This is a genomic window from Agarivorans sp. JK6, from assembly GCF_045277145.1.
Taxonomy (GTDB): Bacteria; Pseudomonadota; Gammaproteobacteria; order Enterobacterales; family Celerinatantimonadaceae; genus Agarivorans; species Agarivorans albus.
Genome location: NZ_CP113525.1, coordinates 385,508 through 404,117 on the forward strand (window position 1 = coordinate 385,508; position 18,610 = coordinate 404,117).

14 protein-coding genes are annotated in these 18,610 nt (G+C 44.1%); 10 read left to right on the forward strand and 4 right to left on the reverse strand.

Features of this window, described 5'->3' with window-relative positions:
* Positions 1-8: 8 nt before the first annotated feature.
* A complete protein-coding gene (gene ylqF, locus OV592_RS01785) occupies positions 9-953 on the reverse strand; it encodes a ribosome biogenesis GTPase YlqF (RefSeq protein ID WP_406610201.1) in 945 nt (314 codons plus the stop codon).
* 235 nt (positions 954-1,188) lie between these two features.
* Here ylqF and OV592_RS01790 point away from each other — a divergent pair, with 235 nt between their 5' ends.
* The 3 genes from OV592_RS01790 to OV592_RS01800 all read left to right on the forward strand — a co-directional run bounded on the left by OV592_RS01790 (position 1,189) and on the right by OV592_RS01800 (position 4,187).
* Positions 1,189-1,878 (forward strand): hypothetical protein, encoded by a 690-nt coding sequence (locus OV592_RS01790; protein WP_406610202.1) that lies wholly within the window; start codon positions 1,189-1,191, stop codon positions 1,876-1,878.
* A gap of 105 nt (positions 1,879-1,983) precedes the next feature.
* Positions 1,984-3,108, forward strand: a complete 1,125-nt coding sequence (locus OV592_RS01795) for a M14-type cytosolic carboxypeptidase (protein ID WP_338623414.1) — start codon at positions 1,984-1,986, stop codon at positions 3,106-3,108.
* Positions 3,109-3,419: 311 nt separating this feature from the next.
* Positions 3,420-4,187: a PEP-CTERM sorting domain-containing protein gene (locus tag OV592_RS01800; protein ID WP_406610203.1), complete on the forward strand. Its 768-nt coding sequence runs from the start codon at positions 3,420-3,422 to the stop codon at positions 4,185-4,187.
* Between the two features lie 60 nt (positions 4,188-4,247).
* Here OV592_RS01800 and gltS read toward each other — a convergent pair whose 3' ends face one another.
* The 3 genes from gltS to OV592_RS01815 form a co-directional block, all read right to left on the reverse strand.
* Positions 4,248-5,471 carry a sodium/glutamate symporter gene (gene gltS, locus OV592_RS01805; RefSeq protein ID WP_406610204.1) on the reverse strand — a complete coding sequence of 408 codons (1,224 nt, stop codon included), beginning with the start codon at positions 5,469-5,471 and terminating at the stop codon, positions 4,248-4,250.
* A gap of 185 nt (positions 5,472-5,656) precedes the next feature.
* On the reverse strand, positions 5,657-7,006 hold the full coding sequence (gorA, locus tag OV592_RS01810) for a glutathione-disulfide reductase (RefSeq protein ID WP_406610205.1): 1,350 nt from the start codon (positions 7,004-7,006) through the stop codon (positions 5,657-5,659).
* A 61-nt stretch (positions 7,007-7,067) separates the two neighbouring features.
* Positions 7,068-9,071 (reverse strand): ATP-binding protein, encoded by a 2,004-nt coding sequence (locus OV592_RS01815; protein WP_016399761.1) that lies wholly within the window; start codon positions 9,069-9,071, stop codon positions 7,068-7,070.
* Between the two features lie 187 nt (positions 9,072-9,258).
* On the opposite strand from OV592_RS01815, the gene prlC reads away from it, so the two are divergent.
* From prlC to OV592_RS01850, 7 genes are all read left to right on the forward strand, one after another.
* On the forward strand, positions 9,259-11,292 hold the full coding sequence (gene prlC, locus OV592_RS01820) for an oligopeptidase A (RefSeq protein WP_406610206.1): 2,034 nt from the start codon (positions 9,259-9,261) through the stop codon (positions 11,290-11,292).
* 397 nt (positions 11,293-11,689) lie between these two features.
* Positions 11,690-12,775, forward strand: coding sequence for a mechanosensitive ion channel family protein (locus tag OV592_RS01825; RefSeq protein WP_406610207.1), 1,086 nt, complete (start codon positions 11,690-11,692; stop codon positions 12,773-12,775).
* A gap of 499 nt (positions 12,776-13,274) precedes the next feature.
* Positions 13,275-14,393: a branched-chain amino acid ABC transporter substrate-binding protein gene (locus OV592_RS01830; protein WP_152783596.1), complete on the forward strand. Its 1,119-nt coding sequence runs from the start codon at positions 13,275-13,277 to the stop codon at positions 14,391-14,393.
* A 176-nt stretch (positions 14,394-14,569) separates the two neighbouring features.
* A complete protein-coding gene (gene livH, locus OV592_RS01835) occupies positions 14,570-15,496 on the forward strand; it encodes a high-affinity branched-chain amino acid ABC transporter permease LivH (protein WP_016399757.1) in 927 nt (308 codons plus the stop codon).
* On the forward strand, positions 15,493-16,764 hold the full coding sequence (locus tag OV592_RS01840; RefSeq protein ID WP_406610208.1) for a high-affinity branched-chain amino acid ABC transporter permease LivM: 1,272 nt from the start codon (positions 15,493-15,495) through the stop codon (positions 16,762-16,764). The genes livH and OV592_RS01840 overlap by 4 nt, the downstream gene beginning before the upstream one ends.
* Positions 16,761-17,525 (forward strand): high-affinity branched-chain amino acid ABC transporter ATP-binding protein LivG, encoded by a 765-nt coding sequence (gene livG, locus OV592_RS01845; protein ID WP_406610209.1) that lies wholly within the window; start codon positions 16,761-16,763, stop codon positions 17,523-17,525. The genes OV592_RS01840 and livG overlap by 4 nt, the downstream gene beginning before the upstream one ends.
* Before the next feature lie 19 nt (positions 17,526-17,544).
* Positions 17,545-18,246, forward strand: a complete 702-nt coding sequence (locus OV592_RS01850; RefSeq protein ID WP_016399754.1) for an ATP-binding cassette domain-containing protein — start codon at positions 17,545-17,547, stop codon at positions 18,244-18,246.
* Positions 18,247-18,610: the final 364 nt, after the last annotated feature.

Consider the following 18,610-nt stretch of genomic DNA (forward strand, 5'->3'; position numbering starts at 1 on the left):
TTAAGTGCTTAACTGTTTTTTCTACGGCGTTGGCGCTTCTTAGCTTTTTGCAACTCTTCCACCATCTTTTTACGCTCTTCTTTTTCTGCCACAATTTTAGCGGTTTCTACTTTCTCTACCGCAACCATTTCAGGCGTTTCTAGGGTGATACGACCAATGGTGGCATCGCGTAATTCATTAAGAATAATGGTGGCTGCTTTAACATAATCAACCTGTCCGCCGCGCACTAAACAGCCACGTTTACGACCAATCTCTTCCATTAATACAACTTCAGATTCTGGTAATTCTTCGAGTTTATAACGTGCCTTAAGCTGCTCTGGGTAGGCTTGTAACAAGTACTCACAGGCGAAGGCGGCAACGTCATCGTATTCCATAGCGGTGTCTTTAACTGCACCGGTGGCTGCTAAGCGGTAACCGCTGGCTACGTTATCGAACTTTGGCCACAAAATACCCGGTGTATCCGAGAGGATAATATTGCCATCTAAGCGGATCCGCTGTTGCGCCTTAGTTACCGCTGGCTCGTTGCCAGTTTTGGCTATTTGGCGACCGGCTAAGGCATTAATTAAGGTAGACTTACCAACGTTAGGAATACCACATATCATGGTGTGAATAGGTTTATCTACGCCGCCTTTGTTAGGCAACATGCTTCGGCACAGCTTAAGTAAGTCTTGGGTTTGATTACCTTGTATAGTGCAAAGAGGGATCGCTTTTACTCCTTGCTCCTGTTCAAAGTATTCTTGCCAAAGGGCAGTAGTTTTTGGGTCGGCTAGGTCGCTTTTATTCAGAACCTTTATACAAGGCTTGTCGCCACGCAGGCTAGCTACCATTGGGTTTTCGCTGCTGTAGGGAATACGCGCATCCAATACTTCGATGATTAAATCGATTTTAGGCATCACTTCTTTAATTTGTTTTTGGGCCTTGTGCATATGCCCTGGATACCATTGAATAGCCATTTTATCCCACCTCAACTGCGTAATTGGCGCTCATTGTACTTGCTAAATTGTTAAAGTGTAGCGCTTTGTGATCGAACTATTAGTTCATATGGCTCTATTTCAGTACATTTATTAAGCAGATAGAAAAATCTTTCAGTATTCTTTGCAACTAGCTGCTATGGTTTTAGCATCGATTAATTCAACTGCTGGTTTGTTATCGCTAGCAGTGTAAAAGGACAATCTTAGGGAAGAGATAATGTCTAGCAGTGAACTACCTAGTGATATTGATTTGGAACCTCAGCAGCCAGTGGAGCAGCACGCATCTGCCAATCATCGTTCCGGCATCAGCTTACAAGCCCGCTATGAGCATCATAAAGCTCGTCATAAGCATTATAAAAAGGGCTACAAACACCTTCGCCGCTATCGTTGGATTAGCCTTGGTTTAGGCGTTGTGAGTTTTAGTGCAGTATTCTCTTTGATGGCAGTGTTACCCACTTACAATGAAGTAAAAAATGATTATGACGATAGCTTGGCAGAGCTCAAAATCATTGAAGATCAAAACCGCCAGCTCAAAGAAGCCTTGTTGATAGAGCGCCGCAACAACTTTGATCTGAATAAAGAGAATCATCCAGAGCTACGAATTTTCGCTTTTAATACGCTAATCGCCACTGACCAAAGCAACATACGCTCGGCTTTTTTTGAAGCCTCTGACGATATGGGTAAAAAAGTGGCAATTAGTTATCAGTTATTGGCCGAGGGGCCCCTTGAGCAGGCTTTAGCACTGGTGCTTATTGATCAAACTGGTCAGCAAGTTTTCCAACATACTATTGATTTTGGAGAAGTGCCTCCGAAGCAAGGTGAGTCTTTAACTGTGGAAAGCACTATCAATCTAGATAAAAATCTAGATGTTCGTTACTTTAGAATTGTTGAACTGACTGAAGAATAGGCCATTAGCTGGCCGAGTTAATAAGAGGAGCTTAATGCTCCTTTTTTGTTGCCTATTAAGCGCTATACTGCCAGCAAATCGATTAACTTTGCTGTGAGGGCAAGTATGTATATCAGCGATAAATTTGATAGTGGCAATATTCGTGTTGTAGAGCTCAATGATCCTCAAAATATTCAACTGGAGATAAAACACGATAATCAATCTGAGTTCTTCCAGTGGTTTCACTTTCGTTTTGAAGGGCCGTTGGAGCAACAATATCGTTTTTCTCTGCTCAACGCGGGCCAATCTGCCTACGCTAAAGGCTGGCAAGGTTATCAAGTTGTCGCCTCTTACGACCGTGAAGAGTGGTTTAGAATTGATACCGACTTTGATGGCGAGCAATTACACTTCTCTTTGCTATTGGAGCAGCCTAGCGTTTATTTTGCCTACTTCGCGCCTTACAGTTATGAGCGCCATCAGGATTTACTGCATACCATGCAGCAGGATTATCGGGTAAACCTCACAACCTTAGGGCAAACCTTAGATGGCCGAGATATGAGTTTGCTTAGTGTAGGCGATGCTGAGAACGCTAAACATAAAGTTTGGGTGATTGCCCGTCAGCACCCGGGTGAAACCATGGCCGAATGGTTTGTTGAAGGCTTGTTAGGCAATTTGCTGGACCAAGACAATCCCCTAGCAATGAAGCTATTAGAAGACACCGTGTTTTATGTGGTGCCTAATATGAACCCCGATGGTTCGGTTCGTGGGCATTTAAGAACCAACGCTGTGGGGGCTAACCTAAACCGAGAATGGCAGAATCCTACTATGGAGCGCAGCCCCGAAGTGTTTCTAGTAAGAGAGAAGATGCTAGAGCTAGGTGGAGACTTGTTTTTAGATATTCATGGTGATGAAGATTTACCCTATAACTTTGTAGCGGGATGTGAAGGTATTCCTTCTTACAATGAGCGCCACAAACTGCTCGAAGACACCTTTAAAGAGGCGTTTATGGCTATATCTCCTGATTTTCAAGATACCCATGGTTATGCCAAAGACGAGCCAGGACAGGCTAACTTAACTATTGCGGCGGCTTGGTTAGGCGAACAGTTTAAAACCCTGTCTTACACTATCGAAATGCCTTTTAAAGACAATGCCGACATGCCCGACGAAGCCTTTGGCTGGTCGCCGGAGCGCGCAATGCAGCTAGGTTGCGATGTATTGTTCCCAATAAAGCAAACCCTAGCCAAGCTTTAAATAGACTATGAGCACCTGGCTAGTAGCTGGGTGCTTGTCGGCTTTTTTTACACTGTTCACTTGCGAAAAATCATCATACCAATCATCTTTTCTCGGCTTTGTTCATTGATAGGCCATCAAATTGTGAGCAAGCTCACTAAGCATCTATCTAATGTTTGTCAAATATCTATACAAATATAACTGTTTGATTTGTAAATAAATAATGACGTTAAATCTAACTTCATGAAAACTATCCAGTTCCTTTCGTGGGAGCAATTTATGCATGCAAAGCTCTTGTAACAGAACATCTAACAAACCGCATGGAGTGCTAAATGAGAATAATAAAAGCAAGCATGGTTAGTATTGGCTTCGGTCTTTTGCTTTTAACGCAAACGGCTACAGCTACAGTGATGTATGACCAAAATGTAACTAACGATGTGATATTTGGAAGTGGTAATGCTAACGGTGCTTTTACCGTTGATCGACAAAATGGCATCGAGTTGGGCTTAAGAGCAAAGCTACGTTTTGACGAGTTTAATAACCCGCAGAATATCTTTAATAGCAACGGTGATGGTACTTACCAATTCGACAACATTGCACCTCCTACAGGCTTTGGTTTTGCACCGGGTTCTCTGGCTACCGCCATTTGGAATTTTGAATGGTCGATAAACAGCAACTTTGATGGTAGCGGTGGCACCTTAGATAGCCTTTCATATTTGTTAGAAATTGATTTTGACCCTAGCGCGGCCACTAACTTTATTGGTTTCGATCCGGTCAATGTATCGAACTCTGACAACGCTTTAGGCGATAACAGCACTGGCAATGGTGGAGGTTTGGTAGACCCAACTAATTATGCTAGTTTGCTAAATGTGTATAACTTGGCGCAAAACTCATGGAACATGGAGTTTGCCCCTATCGATTTTGTTTCTACAGAAGTAGGTATATTTGATTTTGCATTAACCGCTTTTGGACCGCAGGATGAAGTATTGGCACGTACCTCTATTCAGGTAATTAATGCCACAGTTGCAGAGCCGCAAACCTTGCTTATTATGTTGTTGTCATTAGCGGGTTTAGCGTGGATTAGACGTAAAACAAACTAGTAAACATCAAAATAGAAAGGAGCTCAATAGAGTTCCTTTTTATTGCTGCTGACTAATCTCTTAACTTAAAAAGCTAATATAAGTTTGTAGCACGATCAAATTCACGATATCGATGAAGAAAGCGCCGACGATAGGCACCACCATAAATGCTGGTGGTGAAGGGCCATTACGAGACACTAGCGCACTCATGTTCATCACCGCCGTAGGGGTCGCACCCAACCCAAAGCCACAATGCCCGCCAGCAATTACCGCAGAGTCATAACCTCCTCCCATAAATCGGTAGCTAACATAGCTAGCAAACAACGCAATCATAATGGTTTGGCAGAGCAAGATAATGAGTAGTGGTAAGGCTAAATCAAAAATCTCCCAGAGCCTTAAGCTCATTAAAGCCATCGACAAAAACAGCGATAAAGAGAGAGTGCCAAGTAAGTCGACACATTCGTGGTTAATTTCATAGCGGCCACTAAACTCGCTGGCGTTGGCTATCAGTACCCCAAAAAATAAAGCGTATACAAAATCAGGCATTTTCAGCCAAGAGAGGGCAAGTTCGGTTTCCAGACCTTTAGCTATCTTGGCCATTACCACGCAAACCAGTAACAAAAATAGCACTTCGATCACTGATGTTGGAGTAACTAAATCTTCTTCTTTGCGGCTATACGTGACTAAATCCGGGTGGGTTTTGTGGTGGCTTTTTCCCTTAGAGAAGGGTGACTCTAGGTTTTTTTTGTTAATTAGCCGTTGACCAACAGGGCCACCGATAATTCCGCCCATCACTAATCCAAATGTAGCGGCGGCCATGGCAAATTCTAAGGTTTGAATGTTGTATTCATCGGCAAAGATCTGGGACCAAGCCGCGCCAGTTCCGTGCCCGCCTGAGAGCGTAATGGAACCGGCGAACAAACCCATCACAGGTTCTAAACCAAGCAAAGTGGCTAGTACTACACCTAAGCCGTTTTGTAGCACGATATACAGTGAAGCAATAGCAAGGAAAACAAAAACCTTCCTGCCGCCTTTAATCAGTAATTTGTAGTTGGCGGCAAGGCCAATGGTTGCGAAGAACATTAGCATTAGGGTGTCTTGCAAGGGTAGCGAAAAACTAAGCTCAATACCGCGCATTTTAAGTACGGTTATTACAATGGCTACCACTAAGCCGCCCACAATTGGCTCGGGAATGTTGTACTTTTTAAGGATGGCCACATAGTGGCAAATAATGCGCCCGATAAACAATACGGTAAGGGCCACAAGAAAAGATTCCAGTTCTCCAACTGAATAAACAGTGTCCATATATTCAAAGCCTTACAAAGAAATCGACCTATTTATTTAGTGTAGTTGGCGGTTTGCTATGTGTGAGGATTTTATTGTTCACAATTGCTGAAGGTTTAAGGTAAATAGGAAGCGTAAAGCGAGGGTTCAGAACAAATCAGCGGCAAAAAATAGGCTAAGCATTATTATGCTTAGCCTTTTATGTACTAGCGAAGCGTTACAAACTCTTCTGCGCTAGTGGGGTGAATCGCGACACAAGCGTCAAAATCAGCCTTAGTTGCGCCCATTTTCATGGCTACACCAAAGCCTTGTAAGATCTCATCCATGCCTAAGCCAATACCGTGAAGACCTACTACTTTTTGCTCTTCGCCAGCACAGATTAGTTTCATCTTGGTTACTTGGCGGTGTTGCGTAACGGCGGTATACATGGCTCCAAAGCTAGAGTTATACACTTTCACGTTATCTTCACCGTATTGAGCAATAGCTTCCGGCTCGGTTAAACCAATGGTACCAATGGCCGGGTGACTGAATACTACGGTAGGAATTAAGTCATAATCCATTTTTGCGTTAGTTTGGCCATTAAATAACCGCTCAGACAATAAACGGCCGGCTTTTACTGCCACAGGAGTCAACTCAACCTTACCGATGTTGTCACCCACTGCATAAACACCAGCAACGTTGGTATTTGAGTACTCATCAACCTTAATGTAACCGTAGTTATCGGTTTCAACACCAATGCCTTCTAGGTTAATTTTGTCATTGGCGGGTTCACGGCCAATTGCCCAAATTACGCTATCTACTTGCAAGCTATTACCATTTTCAAAGCTAACAACTAGGCTGCCATCAGCCTGTTTTTCAATGGCTTTAGGAGTGCTATTTGTATGTAATGTTGGCCCGTCTTCGGCCATTATCTCTACTAAGGTTTCGCTTAGCATAGGATCAAAGTTACGCAGCGGAGCATGCTTGCGAACGGCTAAATGCGTTTCGCTGCCTAGCGAGTGCAATACGCCAGCGAGCTCAACCGCGATATAACCAGCTCCTAGCACCAATACTCGCTTGGGTTGCTCGGTAAGAGCAAAGAAACCATCCGAATCAATGCCTAGCTCTGCGCCTGGAATATTAGGAATCGTCGGGCGGCCACCGGTAGCAATAAGAATGTGTTTTGCTCGGATATGTTCGCCATTTACTTCAACAGTATTGGCGTCGACAAACTTGGCAAAGCCGTTGATAACGGTCACGCCATTATTGCCTAACACGCGGTCATAAGAGCCATGGATACGCTTAATGTAGGCTTCGCGGCTCGCCACTAGCGTAGACCAATCGAACTTATTTACCTGAACATCAAAGCCATAGTCTGGAGCGTAGCGATGAATGGCTTCTGCAACTTGAGCGCCGAACCACATGGCTTTTTTGGGTACACAACCCACATTTACACAGGTGCCGCCAACGTGGCGGGCTTCAACTAAGGCAACTTTTTGTCCGTACATAGAGGCACGATTTGCCGAGGCGATACCGCCACTGCCTGCACCAATGCATAGGTAGTCGAATTCTCTCATTAAGGTACTCCGAATAGGGGCCGAAAACTTGCAGCAGTATAGCCTGTACTAAAGACAGATGTTAATCAGCTTTTTGCGCTTGGTAAGGTAAGCGGATAGAAAAGTGCACCCCTTCATCAGGTTTGCTGTCAAAAGCAATGTGCCCTTTAAGTAGCTGAACCACTAGGTTGTAGACAATGTGTGTGCCTAAACCACTGCCGCCTTGGCCTCGTTTTGAGGTGACAAAGGGGTCAAAAATTCTCTGAGCAATGTTGCTATCTACGCCGCGTCCCGAGTCGCGGTAGTCGATATGCAGTTGATCGTCTTCTCGGTGAATGGAAATGTCGATACGTTTATCACCTTCCCAGCCTTCAAAGCCGTGTTTAACCGAGTTTAAAATCAAGTTGGAATAGATTTGAGTAAAGCTCCCAGGGAAGCTATAAAGCTCTAAGTCGTCATCACAATCAACGACTATCTCACAGCCCGAACGTCTAATTTTGTGGCCTAAAGAAGTGATTACTTGGTTAACATTTTCGTTAAGGTTAAAGGTGTAACAAGCCTCGGAGCTTTGGTCTACCGCTACTTGTTTGAAGCTGCTGATAAGGTCAGAAGCACGGCGTAAATTGTTTAGTAGTAATTCGGTAGATTGGTTGAGGTTTTGAATCAATTCTTCCATAAACTTGCGGCTTAATTTTCCGCTCTCAATATTCTTCTCTAGCTGGTTACCTTGCTCTTGCAAGTAAGAGGCGGCTGTTACGCTAATACCAATTGGCGTATTAATCTCGTGGGCAACGCCGGCCACTAAGCCACCCAGTGATGCCATTTTTTCGGCTTCAACCAGAGATTGCTGAGCGTTCTTAAGCTTGTCGAAGGCACTGGCTAATTGCAGGTTACTTTCTTCTAGTCGCTCGGTACGAGATTGCACTTTTTGCTCTAGCTCATCGTTGAGCTCTTTAATCTCTTTTTCAACGCGTTTGAGAGGAGTTACATCGTAACCAAAGGCAATCATTCGTGATACATGGTTGCCCTCGTAAAAAGGCACAAAGGTCCACAGTAGGGTGTATTGATTGTTGGCTTGATCCGTAAGAGTTAATTCTTGGTCTTGAATAACCCGCAACTGGCGCAAATCGGTTTCAATTTTTTCGCGCATATCATTATCAATAAATACGCTTAGCCAATTTTGCCCTTCTAATTCTTCTTGGTGGAATCCGGTGAGCATTACCCCTGCAGGGTTAGCGGTGAGCACATTAAGCTGATTATCAAGGGTGACAATAACCGCGTTACTCGCATTAATTACCGTTGCAGAGAAATCGCGCTCATGTGCCAGCTGTTCAGTAGCCTTGAGTTTTTGATCAAACTCGTGGTCGATCTTTTGGGTCATTTGGTTAAGGGTATTAACCAGTTCTCCTAGCTCATCGTTGCGCGTTTTATTGCCAGTATCAATTTTTAACGGTGCGCCTAAGTTATCTAGGTCAAGGTTGCGGGTGTACTCCACAATGGTATTTAGGTGGCGTACAATCACGTAATAAATGATGAACAAAATACCAATTGAAACCACTAAGGTTTTCACGGTTTGGCTGATTAAAATCAACATAGCTTTTTGCCACAAGCGCTCATAAACCTGCTCAAGTGAGGCTGCCACAAACAGCTTACCTACCATTTCACCTTGATAGATAAGCTCAAATTCTTGGGATAAGTCGTAACGATCAGCAGAGCGGCCGCGCGCTAGCAAAGGTACCTCAGAAGATCCTAGGATTTCTTTTACCAACACATATTGCATATTGGGCAAATTCATAATGCCCTCAATTTGTACCTCAACTTGCTCTTCGTCTAAGTTCCATAAACTGGCGGCGATGGGTTGCAAAAAACTTACTTCAATTTGATCAATGCTTTCTTCGATAACTTGAACGTCTTGTTTGTAGTCGTAGCGAAGTTGGATAAGAGTGATGATAAGAGCAAGCAGGGTAGAGCAGATAAGGATGTAGGACAGCATCCGTAATGATAGGCTGTTAGTGCCTTTATTTAAGGCTAGTTTTTGCCACAGCCCTGAGTTTTCAACTCTTGGAGTATTGTTATTATTGTCCATTAATCGATGAGTCCTGTTGGTCTAGGTTATTGATAAACCAAGAAACCAAAATAATCCCTAAGGAAATCATAGTCTAATTCAAAGCTATGTAAACTGTCCAAATCACTAAACGTGGGTTGATTTACAAATTTTTAGCCCCAGATTAATCTATTCATAGCTAACATTTCTCAATCTTTAAGGATCCCCTATGAGTAACCCTTTACTTGATTTACCTGGATTACCGCCGTTTAGCAAAATTAAACCTGAACATGTGCAGCCTGCCGTAGAGCAAGTGATTGAGGAATGCCGCACCACCATTGATGAGGTGCTTAAGCACAACACTCCCACTTGGCAAAACTTTATCTTGCCCTTGGATGAAGTGAATGACCGTTTAAGCCGTTTGTGGTCACCAGTGAGCCACTGTAACTCGGTGGTAAATAGCCAAGAGTTGCGCGAAGCTTATGAAGCTTGTTTACCGCTATTGTCTGAATACAGCACCTTTGTTGGCCAACATAAAGGTTTGTATCAAGCCTACAAACAACTCGCCGATAGCGACGCCTTCGCCAGTTATAATCTAGCCCAGCAAAAATCGATTAGTGACGCATTACGTGACTTTGAATTGTCGGGCATTGGTTTAGAAGCCGAGCAGCAAAGCCGTTATGGTGAGATTGTGAAGCGCTTGTCTGAGCTATCTTCGCAGTTTTCTAATAATGTATTGGATGCCACTTTAGCTTGGCAAAAACAGATTACCGATGTAAATGATCTCGCCGGTCTGCCAGAGTCTGCTTTAGCTGCCGCTAAACAAGCCGCAGAAGCCAAAGAACTTGATGGCTACTTACTAACCTTAGAGTTTCCAAGTTACTTGCCGGTGATGACCTATGCCGACAAGCGTGAGCTGCGTGAAGAAATGTATCGCGCTTTTAGCACCCGTGCCTCGGAGCAAGCTAGTACCGAAGAAAAGTTCGATAACACCGCAATTATTGATGAAGAACTAGAGCTGCGTAGCGAGCTAGCAAAACTGCTGGGTTTTGATAGTTACGCCGATAAATCGCTAGCCACTAAAATGGCTGAGTCACCCTCTCAAGTATTGGGCTTTTTGAATGACCTTGCTGCGCGCTCTAAGCCGCAAGCCGAGCGCGAATTAGCCGAGCTAGAAGCCTTTGCCAAAGAGCAGCATCAGGTATCTGACTTAGCGGCTTGGGATATGGCCTATTACTCTGAGAAACTAAAACAACATACTTATGCTATTTCTGATGAACAGTTACGCCCTTACTTCCCAGAAAACAAGGTACTTGGCGGTTTGTTCGAAGTGGTTAAACGCCTATTTAAGGTTGAGGTAAGCGAGAAGCAAAACGTAGATACTTGGCATTCTGACGTACGCTTTTTTGAAATTAGCGATCAAAGTGGAGAGCTGCGCGGCTCGTTCTATCTAGATTTATATGCCCGCGAACATAAACGCGGCGGCGCTTGGATGGATGGTTGTATTGACCGCCGTGTCGACGCCAAGGGTGAGCTGATTAAACCTGTTGCTTACTTAACCTGTAACTTCAATAAACCGGTAGGTGATAAACCAGCGCTATTTACTCATGATGAAGTGATTACCTTGTTCCATGAGTTTGGCCACGGTATTCACCACATGCTTACCAAAGTGGACGAAGCGGCGGTTTCTGGCATAAACGGTGTGGCTTGGGACGCTGTAGAGCTACCTAGCCAGTTTTTAGAAAACTGGTGTTGGCAAAGTGATGCTTTGGCCTTTATTTCTGGCCACTACGAAACGGGTGAGCCACTGCCACAAGCTTTGTTAGACAAAATGCTAGCGGCTCGCAACTTCCAATCGGCGATGACTATGGTGCGCCAATTAGAGTTTTCGTTATTTGACTTCCGCTTACACCACGAGCCAGCCAATGGCCGTAGTGTATTAGATCTATTAAACGAAGTGCGTGCACAAGTATCGGTAATTAAGCCACCTAGCTTTAACCGTTTTCAGAACAGCTTTAGCCATATTTTTGCTGGTGGCTACAGTGCAGGCTACTACAGCTATAAATGGGCTGAAGTATTGTCGGCAGATGCCTTTTCTAAATTTGAAGACGAGGGTATTTTCAACCCTGAAACTGGCTCGCATTTCTTGAGCAATATTCTTGAGAAAGGTGGCTCGCAAGAACCTATGGAGCTATTTAAAGCCTTTAGGGGACGTGAGCCTAAAGTTGATGCTCTGTTGCGTCACTCTGGTATTGCCGCCTAATTTTGCGGGTAAAAGATCAATTAAAACGCGGCTAAAGCCGCGTTTTGTTTATTAAGGCTCGTATAGACTTTTTCCAAAAGTGAGTACTTATTGAGTTAAGCTAGTCTAGGGGCTGTTTATCTTTTGAGCTGATTTTTGCAGCAATTTGTGGCTTATTAATACAAGGCAGAAGCTTTAACGTGTAGTGAGCCTACATGAGAAGTTGATAACGAAGTAGAAATAAGCCACAGATGCTGCCCGAAGGGTTCGGCTAAAATCGTTTTATGCTTTTTTAAGGCGAATTTACCTAGAATGCTAGGCTACACTCGCCTTGCCGCGCCTAAAACGATTTTTTCGCGAACAAAAATTAACCGCGAAAGATAAACAGCCCCTAGTTATTGAACAAAGAGATGGATTAATGTTTGAAGAATTTGCCCAGTGGTTAGAGCAGGAGCAAGCGCAACTAGCCACATCTAATTGGTTATTTGATGTATTTGTCGTGTTAAGCATCACCCTAGTGGCCTTTTTGGTTTGGCGTATTTTAGCCTCACGCATGAGCCGCCTAACCGAGAAAACCAAAACCGTATGGGATGACGCTATTTGGTTTTCACTTTGGAAACCGATTAACTGGATGATTGCGGTAGTGGGTTTGTCATTAGTGGCAGTTGCCTTTGCTAATGCCTTGGATTCAGACTTTAAACCTTACATTCCAATTATTCGCCAAGTGATGGTTGTGTTGATGTTTGCTTGGGCAGCCATGCGCTTTGTGCGCAGAGCCGAAGAGCAGCTGATAGTGGTGGGTAAAGATAAAACCACCGTGCAGGCAGTGGCAAAGTTATGCCGAGCTGCTGTAATCATTTTGTTTTTGTTGGCGGTGTTTCAAACTTTAGGCTTTAGTATTTCTGGCGTATTAGCCTTTGGCGGTATGGGTGGGTTAATTGTTGGTATGGCCGCCAAAGACCTGCTGGCTAACTTTTTTGGTGCTCTGTTGGTCTACTTTGATAAACCCTTTAAGGTGGGTGATTGGATCCGCTCGCCCGATCGCAGCATTGAAGGCACGGTTGAAAACATAGGCTGGCGAGTCACTAAAATTCGCACCTTCGATAAACGCCCTTTGTACGTGCCTAACTCTATTTTTTCTAGCATTGCCGTAGAAAACCCAAGTCGAATGAGCCATCGGCGAATCAAAGAAACCATTGGTATTCGTTATGATGACGCAAGCAAGATGAGTAAGGTGGTGGCTGAAGTAGAGCAAATGCTACGCAATCATCCCGAGATAGATACCAGCCAAACCTTGATGGTAAATTTTGATAGCTTTAATGCTTCGTCACTGGACTTCTTTATCTACACCTTTACTAAAACCACCAACTGGGTGAAATATCACGAAGTGAAGCAAGATGTCTTGAATAAGATCGTAGAGATTGTGGAAGCTAACGGTGCCGAGTTTGCCTTCCCTACTCGTACTCTTCATTTAAACCCTAGCCCAGCAGATCTAGAAGCATAATCAAAAGAGCAGAAACAGCAGCGGTGCTGTTTCTGCTAAAGCTTATAGTCGTCTATTAACCCCTGCATATTTATTCTTTGTTTAAGCGTAAAACCTCAAAAACTTACTGGTGATTTCAGCCTATTCTTATGGCTTTAGGCCAAATGGCTTTATTTTTATCCTGTAAAATTTAATTTAACCTTATCAAAATTTAGTAATTCAGCAGAGCAGTAGCATATTTGAGATAAATAAGGTTTAAATTTTGGATTTAGATCTATTTGTAGTTTAAAAGTTTAGTTGTGCGAAATATGTTGCTGTATGTGATCGGTGTATTGTTTTTAGTCTAGATAAATAAGTTGTTAAAACCCTATGTGATAGTGCCAGCTTCAGGAGGCCGACTTGTGAAACACTGCAAACTTAGGGTAAAACAACAGCCAATGGGGTGAAATCTGCATTATGGTTTAATGCGGCACTTCTGCAAACACACTCAATATAACAAAAAGCTAACATGGAGTTATCAATGACTAAATGGACAAAATCAGCTTCAGGGGTAGCGGTATCGCTAGCTCTATTTGGCGCTGCTACTTTTGCACAAGCAGCTGACACAATTAAAGTAGCAATTGCTGGTCCAGTAACGGGTCCGGTTGCGCAATACGGTGACATGCAATTTGCTGGTGGCGGCATAGCAGTAGAATTGCTTAACCAAGCTGGCGCATTATCTGGCAAACAAATTGAAGCAGTTGTTTACGATGATGCTTGTGAGCCAAAGCAAGCCGTGGCCGTAGCCAACAAAATCATTAACGACGGCGTTAAATACGTAATTGGTCACCTTTGTTCAGGTGCAACTCAGCCAGCGTCAGACGTTTATGAAGATGAAGGTGTATTGATGATTACGCCTGCTTCAACTAACCCAGACATCACTACCCGTGATTACCAACTTATTTTCCGCACCATTGGTCTAGACAGCGACCAAGGTCCAACTGCCGCACGTTATATTATCAATGCGGTTAAACCCGAGCGTGTAGCCGTGATTCACGATAAGCAACAATACGGTGAAGGTATTGCTACTTCTGTGAAAAATGAGCTAGAAGCTGCTGGCACTAAAGTAGTGGCTTTTGAAGGTGTAACAGCCGGTGATAAAGACTTCTCAGCACTAATTGCTAAGTTGAAGAAAGAGAACGTAGATTTTGTTTACTACGGAGGTTACCACCCAGAGCTAGGTTTGATTCTTCGTCAATCTTCAGAAAAAGGCTTAAAAGCCACCTTTATGGGGCCGGAAGGTGTGGGTAACAAAGACATTTCTGCGATTGCTGGTGCGGCTTCAGAAGGTTTATTGGTTACGCTTCCTAAGAAATACGACCTAGATCCTGCCAACAAACCAGTGGTAGATGCTCTAGTTAAGAATGGCGACGATCCTACTGGCCCATTCGTATGGACAGCCTTTGCTGCCATGCAAAGTATTGTTGCTGGCGTAAATGCTGCGGGTGATGATCCAGAAGCTGTAGCCGAATTCCTACGTGGTAACACCGTTGAAACGGTTATGGGCCCACTACAGTGGGACGCTAAAGGCGACCTTAAAGGCTTCGACTTTGGTGTATTCACTTGGCACGCTGACGGTTCTTCTTCAGCAGCTAAGTAAGCGCGTAATACCACACCGGCTAACGATAAGTTAGTCGGTGTTTCTGTTTTTAAGACACTAAATATACCAGACAAGATAAGTCAGCTGGATAACAAGGTTATCAGCGGTTTGGGCCGCAACACTGAATACGCTTACTTGCCGGTATAGGTGGCGTTGGCCACTAGATTGGGGCAGTTATGTCTGAGCAATTTTTCTATTTCTTTCAGCAGCTAGTTAATGGTTTAACCATTGGTAGCACCTACGCACTTATCGCCATTGGTTACACCATGGTGTACGGCATTATCGGCATGATTAACTTCGCTCATGGTGAAGTGTATATGATCGGTAGTTACGTCGCGTTTATCGTGTTAGCTGCATTGGCCTTAATGGGCCTAGACTCCTTACCTATTTTGTTATTTGGTGCGTTTGCAATAAGCATCATTATTACCAGCGCCTATGGCTGGACCATTGAAAAGATCGCCTATCGGCCAGTGCGCGGCGGTAATCGCCTAATTGCGCTCATTTCGGCCATTGGTATGTCTATCTTCTTGCAGAACTTGGTGCGACTGTCGCAGGGCAGTCGAGACATTGCCATGCCCAGTTTAATTACTGGTGGTTGGACATTTGGTCCAGAAGACGGCTTTAACCTAACTATTTCCTACATGCAGTTAGTTATTTTTGTAGTGACCTTTGTCACCATGATTGCACTAACCACCTTCATTACTCACTCGCGTATGGGACGTGCCTGTCGCGCTTGTTCTGAAGATATCGGCATGGCAAATCTGTTGGGTATCGATACCAATAAAGTTATCTCTCTCACTTTTGTGATTGGTGCTGCATTGGCGGCAGTAGCGGGTGTGCTATTGGGTATTTATTACGGTGTGATCAATCCTTACATTGGCTTTATGGCAGGCTTAAAAGCCTTTACTGCAGCGGTATTGGGCGGCATTGGTTCTATTCCTGGCGCAGTGGTAGGTGGTTTGTTATTAGGCATTACCGAGGCAATTACCGCAGGCTACTTTAGTACTGAATACAAAGACGTAGTGTCGTTTGGTCTGTTGTGTTTTGTATTGTTATTTATGCCTACAGGTTTGTTAGGTAAGCCGGAGGTTGAGAAAGTATGAGTAAGCTCAATCTCTCTGGTGCATTAATTTCTACCATCACTTTTATGCTGTTGGCTGGCTGGCTATTGGGCATTCGTATGGAGCCAAGCAGCAGTGGCTTAAACTTGGCTTTGGCAGATGAAGGTCATTTGAAATGGTTATTCATTGGCATGGCGGCAGTATTTGTTAGCCAGTTACTTCATCCGCTGTTATTTAAGAAGAAAGTCGGAAAAACCCCAAGCAAGGGTTTTAACTTTAAACTGCCTAGTCCTGAGCAAAACCCAAAGGCTTATCGCTTGCTGGTGTCTTTTGCCTTAGCTGGCGCAATTATTTGGCCCTTTATGGTAAGCCGTGGCTCGGTGGATTTGGCGACGCTCACGCTTATTTATGTGATGCTTGGCTTGGGCCTAAATGTAGTGGTTGGCTTAGCCGGTTTACTGGATTTAGGTTATGTAGGCTTTTATGCAGTAGGTGCATACACTTATGCGCTGCTAAGTGCCGACGGCTTTGGTTTTTGGTTTTGTTTGCCTATTGCAGGCGCTATGGCGGCCTTGTTTGGCTTTTTATTGGGGTTCCCAGTATTGCGCTTACGGGGTGATTACTTAGCTATTGTAACGCTAGGTTTTGGTGAAATTATTCGCCTATTGCTGAATAACTTAACTCACCTTACCGGTGGCCCAAACGGGATCAGTGGTATTCCTAAACCTACCTTGTTTGGTTTGGAGTTTAACCGCCGGTTGAAAGGCGAAGGGTTTGATACCTTCCACAACTTTTTTGGCATTAGCTACAACTCACAATACAAAGTGATTTTCTTGTATCTCATGGCCTTGTTGTTGGTGGTGCTAACGGTAATTGTGATTAACCGTTTATTAAGAATGCCAATTGGCCGTGCATGGGAAGCACTACGTGAGGACGAAATTGCCTGTCGCTCATTAGGCTTAAACCCTACTGTAGTTAAGTTGAGTGCCTTTACTATTGGTGCTGCCTTTGCCGGTTTTGCTGGTAGCTTTTTTGCTGCACGTCAGGGCTTTATTAGCCCCGAATCTTTCACCTTTATTGAATCGGCAATTATTTTGGCGATTGTGGTGCTCGGTGGTATGGGCTCGCAAATTGGTGTTGTTCTGGCGGCAATTATTATGACGGTATTGCCAGAGATGGCGCGCGAATTTAATGAATATCGCATGTTAATGTTTGGTTTGATGATGGTATTTATGATGGTTTGGCGACCACAAGGCTTATTGCCAATGTCTCGTCCTCATATTGAGTTAAAAGAGGAGGCCAAGGCATGAGTGCTTTATTAGATGTAAATGGCCTTACCATGCGTTTTGGTGGCTTGTTGGCGGTAAATAATGTTGCCCTTAAGCTAAACGAGAAAGAAGTGGTGTCGGTAATTGGCCCAAATGGGGCGGGTAAAACCACAGTATTTAACTGCTTAACTGGCTTTTATAAACCTACTGCTGGGCAAATTCTTTACCGTGGCGAAGCACTTCAAGGTTTAGCTGGTCATCAAATTGCCCGTAAAGGCGTTGTTCGTACCTTCCAACATGTTCGTTTGTTTAAAGATATGAGCGTGGTCGAAAACCTATTGGTAGCGCAGCACCGCCACCTAAATACCAACTTCTTAGCGGGTTTACTAAAAACGCCAAGCTTTAAAAAGAGTGAGGCGGATGCCTTGGCCTTTGCTGAATATTGGCTTGATAAGGTTGATCTAAAAGAGTTTGCTAATCGCAAAGCCGGTAATTTGGCTTATGGTCAGCAGCGCCGCTTAGAGATTGCCCGTTGCATGGTAACACGTCCAGAAATTTTGATGCTTGATGAGCCTGCCGCTGGTTTAAACCCTAAGGAAACCGACGATCTAGATCGCTTGATTATGGACTTGCGTGACAAGGAAAATGTATCGGTATTGCTGATTGAGCACGATATGAAGTTGGTGATGGGCATATCAGATCGTATTTACGTGGTTAACCAAGGCTGTCCTTTAGCCAATGGTACGCCAGAAGAAATTCGCAATAACCCCGAGGTGATTAAAGCCTACTTGGGCGAGTTTTAGGCTGAGGTAGAAAATAACAATGTTAGAGTTAAAAAATGTTTCAACCCACTACGGCCCAATTCAAGCTCTGCACGATGTAAGTGTAAAAGTGAACCAAGGCGAGATTGTGAGTTTAATTGGTGCCAATGGTGCCGGTAAAACCACTTTGCTAATGACTTTGTGTGGCGACCCGCGAGCCAGCAGTGGCCAAGTTTTGTTTGACGGTAAAGACATTACCAATAGTCAAACCCACGACATCATGCGTGGCGACATTGCTGTGGTACCAGAGGGCCGCCGGATTTTCTCGCGTTTAACCGTTGAAGAAAACCTGCACATGGGCGCGTTTTTTGCGACTAAGCAAGAAACCGCCGAGCGCATTGAAGAGGTGTATAGCTTGTTCCCGCGTTTGTTAGAACGGGTGAGTCAGCGTGCGGGTACTATGTCTGGTGGTGAGCAACAAATGTTAGCCATTGGCCGCGCCTTAATGAGCAACCCTCGGTTGCTGCTATTAGATGAGCCTTCGCTTGGTTTGGCGCCAATTATCATTCAGCAGATTTTTGATATTGTGGAGCAGTTGCGCCAACGTGGAATGACGGTGTTTTTAGTAGAACAGAATGCTAACCAAGCGTTACGCTTAGCCGACCGCGGTTATGTACTGGAAAATGGCAGGATTGTTCTTGAAGACACAGGTGATAACTTGCTGGTGAACGAGGATGTACGTAAAGCCTATCTTGGCGCCTAAATCCTTTTCCAGAGCTAATTTAAGCAAGCTTCGGCTTGCTTTTTTTATGCTTACAGCTAGGGTCTGTTGATCTTTGCTGATGGATTTTGCAGCAATTTATTAGCCATTTAGGCAAGGCAGTGAGTGTGCAGTTAAGTGGTCTTAATAATCACTCGCTAACGCTGAATAAATGGCTAAGAAATGCTGCCTGAAGGGTTCGGATAAGCGAACTTTACTCTTTGTTAAGCACTTCTTGCTTAGCCCACTAGGCTTCTAAGTGCTCGCCGCGATTAAAGCCCGCTTATCTTAAACAAAATTCCAACACCAAAGATCAACAGACCCTAGTAATCTCCTTATGGTTTGTGGCTTTTTCTTTGTCCTTAAA